Genomic DNA, 5,620 nt, shown 5'->3' on the forward strand with positions numbered 1-5,620 from the left:
AAGACGTAGATAGACGCCTATGAACACGAGCTCTCACCCACGGACACAGATTTCGTGTCCCTGTTGTTCTGGAAAGGAGTTTGTCCATGAAAACGTTGATCCTTGCTTACGAGAATGCCTGCAAAAGTCTGGAATCCAGAATCCTCCAGCTGCGTGAGATGATGAAAGCCCCCCATCTGCCCCAGCGGGAGCGGGACAGTCTGGAGCAGCGCCGCCGGCTGATGGTCACGGAGATTCGGGAGATGCGCCAGAGCATCGAACAGATGCGCGGCTATCTGCCGGAGGAAGGGAGGGAGTTCCTTGCGCATGAAAAAGAATGACTGGAGCGGTCTGCTGTTTCCTGAGGAATCACAGGTGCCGTCCCGAGGTTCCCGCCGCTTTGCACGTTACATTGCAAAAAATATCATCAAAAATGAACTTTCCCCAAGACAAAAGCAAATTCTTGTGCTATACTATAAAGAGCAGAAGACGATGCCGGAGATCGCCGCAGCGCTGGGGATCACCACATCCACCGTCTCCCGCACGAGAAAACGTGCCTGCACTTCAATTCAGAAAAAGCTGCAGTCCTACGGGCTGTACTAGGAGGTTTCCCATACATGACAACACCCGTCTACGACTTTTTGACCGCATACGCCGCACAAGACAACACCCGCCTGCACATGCCCGGCCATAAGGGACGGCTTGGCGCACCGGCACTTCAGGAGGCGGCAAAGCTGGATCTCACCGAGATCACCGGCGCAGACAGCCTGTTTGAAGCCGACGGCATTCTCGCCGAGAGCGAGGCAAACGCTGCCTCCCTCTACGGCACTGCCTATACCCTCTACTCCTGCGCCGGCTCCACCCTCTGCATCCAGACCATGCTCCTGCTGATGAAACAGGAGGGGCGCACGGTGATCGCTGCACGCAACGTCCACCGTGCCTTCCTCAATGCCTGCGTGCTGCTGGATCTGCCGGTACAGTGGGTGTACCCCCAGGAGAGCGACGGCATTCTCTCCGGCAGCTATGCGCCGGAGGACTTCGAAAAAATTTTACAGCAGCTGGGCCGTCCGGCGTGCATCTATCTCACCTCGCCGGACTATCTGGGACGCACCGCAGACATCGCCGCTTTTGCCGCACTTTGTCAGCAGTACCACGCACGCCTGCTGGTGGACAACGCCCACGGCGCACATCTGGCGTTTCTCCCCAACCGCTGCCACCCCATTCAGTTGGGAGCGGACTACTGCTGTGACTCCGCCCACAAGATGCTGTCCGGACTCACCGGCACCGCCTACCTCCATGTGCGCAGCGACATTGATGCCACACCGGAACGGGTGCGCAGTGCCATGGCGATGTTCGCCAGCACCAGCCCCTCCTACCTCATGCTGGCTTCGCTGGACTGGTGCAACCGGGAGCTTGCCTCTCCGCTGTTTCGGGAGCGGCTGGGGGGTGTCGCCGAACGGCTCCAGCAGTCGCCGAACGGCTCCAGCAGCTGCGCTGCATCCTCTCCCAGAAATACGTCTTTGCGGACAGCGAGCCAATGCATCTGACCATTGACGCTGCCGCCAGCGGTTTCTGCGGAACAGAACTGGAAGCATATCTGCAAAGCCGGCACTTTATCTTAGAATACGCCGACTGCTACCATGTGGTCATGCTGTTCTCCGCCGCCAACACGCCGGAGGAGATCGCCGCACTCCAGCAGGCGCTGGAGGACTTCGCACCGTCCCAGCCGCCGGCGGGACAGAAATTCCGCCTGCCCCATCCGGAAACCGTCTGCGGCATTCGGGAGGCTGCGCTGGCACCGCAGGAGATTCTGCCCGTCCAGCACAGCGCCGGACGCATCTGTGCGGCAGTCAAAGTGCCCTGTCCGCCGGCAGTGCCCATCGTCCTCAGCGGCGAGCGCATTGACCGGGCGTGCATCGACGTCTGTCAGGGCTACGGCATCTCCACCATTCAGGTGGTTCAGTAAGGAGGGAGCATCTTGTCCACACACACCAAATTCTATGGGAACGAGAGCCTGCGCCAGAATCTGCGGCAAATGCAGGCACGGGGACGCATGGCGCACGGCATCCTGCTGCACGGTGCGGCAGGGCTGGGCAAAAAGACACTGGCGGCGCAGCTCATCGCCGGCATGCTCTGTCAGGCGGAACATGCGCCCTGCGGGAACTGCCGCATCTGCCGCATGCTGGAAAAGCAGCAGCACCCCGACGTGCGCTGGGTGGAACACAGCGGCAAGCTGGGCGGTTTCTCTGTGGAAACAGTGCGCAGCGTCTGCACCGATCTGGCAATTCCGCCCAGTGAGGGGGATGCCAAGTTCTATGTCTTTGCCGACTGCGACGCCATGGATCCACGGACGCAGAACCTGCTGCTGAAAGCCGTGGAGGAGCCGCCGGATTACGTTTATTTTCTGTTCACCGCAGAATCCCCTGCCGTCCTGCTTCCCACGGTGCGCTCCCGCATTGTGTCGGAGGCGGTGTTCCCCGTCACCGAGGCGGAATGCCGTGAGGCGCTGGGCGAACGGGGCTTTTCACCGGAGGCGTGCGAAGACGCAGTCGGCGTATTCCACGGCAACATCGGGCGCTGCCTCGCCTATCTGGAAGAGGATGCCATGCGGGAAACTGTTACATTGACAAAAACCGCAATTAATAGTATAATAAAGAAAGACGAATATACCATGCTGCAAACGGCAGCGGCGCTGGGAAAAGACCGCAGCCGTGCCATGCAGTTTTTACTGTTATTGGACCGCACCATTCGGGATGCCATGGTGCGAAAGCATCAGCCGGATGCGCCCTGCATCGGCTGTGACGCAGAGGGAGCTTCCCTGCTGGCAAGGCAGCTCTCCTCCTCCGGTGCGCAGAACATGCACCTTGCCGTCAACCGGGCCTATGCAGCGCTGGCGGCAAATGTCAACCTGCCTCTGGCACTGTCGGCACTGTGCGCCGCCTGTATGGATGCCGGAACTGCGTCCTCTCTCCGAAGCCAGAAGAAAGGAAGAAAACTTCTATGATCGAAATCATCGGCGTCCGTTTCAAAGAGGGCGGCAAGGTCTACTATTTCTCCCCGCAGAACAAACAGTTCCGGCAGGGCGACCTTGTCATCACGGAAACGGCACGCGGAACGGAATGCGGCGAGGTCGTCATTCCCAATAAAAAAATTCCGAAGTCCGAGGTGACTGCGCCCCTCAAGCCCATTCTGCGGGCTGCCACACGGGACGACCGGCGCATTCTGGAACAGAACCGCCGCAAGGAAGCCCGTGCGTTTCAGGTGTGCGAGGAAAAAATCGCATTCCGCAAGCTGAAAATGAAGCTGGTAGACGTGGAGTGCACGTTCGACAACAGCAAGCTGCTGTTCTACTTCACGGCGGACAACCGTGTGGATTTCCGGGAACTGGTCAAGGATCTGGCGGCAGTCTTTCGCACCCGCATCGAGCTGCGGCAGATCGGCGTGCGGGACAAGGCGAAGATTCTGGGTGGTCTGGGCATCTGCGGCAGAGAGTTCTGCTGCAAGGGGCATCTGCTGGACTTCCAGCCCGTGTCCATCCGCATGGCAAAGGAACAGGGTCTGTCTCTGAATCCCACCAAGATCTCCGGATGCTGCGGCAGACTGATGTGCTGTCTGAAATACGAGCAGAACGTCTATGAAGAACTGCTGCGCATCACGCCGAAGGTCGGCGCACTGGTGGCGCTGGAGGACGGCACCCACGGCAAGGTCTGTGAGGCCAATCCCCTCACCGGCGAACTGAAAATCATGCCGGACAAGGCGGATGTTCCGGTGAAAGCCCATCGGGATTCCGTCAAGGTTCTGCGGGACGGCAGAATCAAGGTCAATCAGGCAGAACGCAAAGCATTGAAATCGCTGGAAGATCAATAAGAGCCTGTTTCGCATCTTTTTCTATACGTCTTTCCGGCAGATTTTGCCGGTGACTGCGTCAAAAATCCTTGCCATACGGAAGTATGCCTGCGAATTTTTTCCTTGTCACCGACAAAATCATACTCAAAAATCCGCACAGAAAAAGATACGGAACAAGCTCTAAGTGCGATTTCGGATAGAACCGATTCCGGTTCCGAAAAAGAAGTGCGGAAATTCCGCACGTAAAATAGGAGGTTATTTCCCATGCCATCAACACAACCATCTCGTCAGCAGCCCCCCAAGAAGCACGGAAACCGCCGTGTGCGGTACGACCGCATTCTGGCAGTTCTCTTGATTTTCATCGTGCTAATCGTTATCCTCACCAAATGCTGCACCAGCTGCAGCAAAAAGAAAAACAACGCTGAAACACCGCCGGTCACCACTTCCGCACAGACAGAGGCGCCGACGGAGGCAACCACTGAGGCAGGCTACAGCAGCACCGTCTACCTGAGTCCGTCCAACCAGACCGACAACAAGTTCTACACTGGCGACACCACCGAGGCTGCGGTCTGCCGCATTGTTGCCGAAAAGGTCAAGACCATTCTGGAACAGTCGGGTTACACCGTTCTGATCGCCGGCGAAAACGACACGCTGGAGACCAAGACCGCTATGGGCACAAACAATCTCGCCGCCTATGTTGCCATCCACACCAATGCTGGCGACGGCGTAGGCACGGACTGCTACTACAACGGCAACTCCGCACAGAGCAAGGCACTGGCGCAGGCAGTCTATGATCCGGTGGCAGAGCTGACGCCCACCGACGACGGCGGTCTGATCGACGGCGCACAGTCCGGCTCGGATTCGCAGGTCTATGAGGTCAGCAGCAACCAGAGCCCTGCCTGCCTCATCGAAATGGAATACCACGACGGTCCGAATGTGGCACAGTGGATTCTGGACAACGAGGACAAGCTGGCACAGGCCGTTGCCACCGGTATTCTGAACTATCTCCGTTCCGCAACCAGCACACAGGGAGGCACCACAAATGGCATTGCAGCAACCACAACCGCCGCTTCCGACGCACTCGGCGGAGAATCCGGCATGGATGCACTCACCACAACCACAACAGCCCAAGGTCAATTATCAGTCGGAAACTGACCGCATCCTACAGCACCTGCCGCAGGATCGTGTCCCGACGCTCTTCCTCCACGCCTGCTGCGCACCGTGCAGCAGCTACGTGCTGGAATATCTCAGCCGCTGCTTCTCCATCACGCTGTTTTTCTACAACCCCAACATTGCACCGGAGGCGGAATATCTGCACCGAAAGGCGGAACTGCAGCGGCTGGTGCGGGAGATGCCGCTGGGCAATCCGGTGACCGTTCTCGACGGCGATTATTTCCCGGAACGGTTCTACGCCCTCGCCAAAGGGCTGGAACAGGAACCGGAACGGGGCGCACGCTGTCAGAAGTGCATCGGGCACCGGCTGGAGGAGACGTTCCGGACGGCGGCACAGCAGCCGCAGCTGCCGGACTTCGTCTGCACCACGCTGAGCATCAGTCCCCACAAGGACGCCGTGTTCATCAACACCGCCGGCAATGCGTTGGCGGCGCAGTACGGCATCTCATGGCTGCCCTCGGACTTCAAGAAAAAGGGCGGCTATCAGCGGTCAATCGTATTATCCAGAGAGTACGACCTCTATCGGCAGAACTTCTGCGGCTGTGTCTACAGCCGGCTGGAGGCGGAGCGGCGCATGGCACAGGAGTAAGAACCTGTCTTCACAAGCGTATACACGTGTCTT

8 protein-coding genes are annotated in these 5,620 nt (G+C 58.6%); all 8 read left to right on the forward strand.

Annotation, left to right across the window (positions count from 1 at the left end; translation table 11 throughout):
- The first annotated feature begins 86 nt into the window (after window positions 1-86).
- The 8 genes from QZL66_RS08795 (at window position 87) to QZL66_RS08830 (ending at window position 5,587) form a co-directional block, all read left to right on the forward strand.
- Window positions 87-320, forward strand: a complete 234-nt coding sequence (locus QZL66_RS08795; protein ID WP_022411346.1) for a hypothetical protein — start codon at window positions 87-89, stop codon at window positions 318-320.
- Entirely contained in the window at window positions 307-582 is a 276-nt protein-coding gene (locus QZL66_RS08800; RefSeq protein ID WP_022411347.1) for a sigma-70 family RNA polymerase sigma factor, read from the forward strand. Before QZL66_RS08795 ends, QZL66_RS08800 begins: the two co-directional genes overlap by 14 nt.
- 14 nt (window positions 583-596) lie before the next feature.
- Window positions 597-1,526 (forward strand): aminotransferase class V-fold PLP-dependent enzyme, encoded by a 930-nt coding sequence (locus QZL66_RS08805; RefSeq protein WP_022411348.1) that lies wholly within the window; start codon window positions 597-599, stop codon window positions 1,524-1,526.
- Window positions 1,517-1,945 (forward strand): arginine/lysine/ornithine decarboxylase, encoded by a 429-nt coding sequence (locus QZL66_RS08810; RefSeq protein WP_022411349.1) that lies wholly within the window; start codon window positions 1,517-1,519, stop codon window positions 1,943-1,945. Before QZL66_RS08805 ends, QZL66_RS08810 begins: the two co-directional genes overlap by 10 nt.
- A gap of 12 nt (window positions 1,946-1,957) precedes the next feature.
- Entirely contained in the window at window positions 1,958-2,983 is a 1,026-nt protein-coding gene (locus QZL66_RS08815) for a hypothetical protein (protein ID WP_022411350.1), read from the forward strand.
- Window positions 2,980-3,846 carry a PSP1 domain-containing protein gene (locus QZL66_RS08820; RefSeq protein WP_022411351.1) on the forward strand — a complete coding sequence of 289 codons (867 nt, stop codon included), beginning with the start codon at window positions 2,980-2,982 and terminating at the stop codon, window positions 3,844-3,846. Before QZL66_RS08815 ends, QZL66_RS08820 begins: the two co-directional genes overlap by 4 nt.
- 243 nt (window positions 3,847-4,089) lie before the next feature.
- On the forward strand, window positions 4,090-4,980 hold the full coding sequence (locus tag QZL66_RS08825) for an N-acetylmuramoyl-L-alanine amidase family protein (protein WP_022411352.1): 891 nt from the start codon (window positions 4,090-4,092) through the stop codon (window positions 4,978-4,980).
- Window positions 4,928-5,587, forward strand: coding sequence for an epoxyqueuosine reductase QueH (locus tag QZL66_RS08830; protein WP_022411353.1), 660 nt, complete (start codon window positions 4,928-4,930; stop codon window positions 5,585-5,587). The genes QZL66_RS08825 and QZL66_RS08830 overlap by 53 nt, the downstream gene beginning before the upstream one ends.
- The last annotated feature ends 33 nt before the right edge of the window (window positions 5,588-5,620 follow it).

It is taken from the genome of Ruminococcus sp. CAG:330, assembly GCF_000437175.1.
In the GTDB taxonomy this organism is placed as follows: Bacteria; Bacillota; Clostridia; order Oscillospirales; family Ruminococcaceae; genus Ruminococcus_C.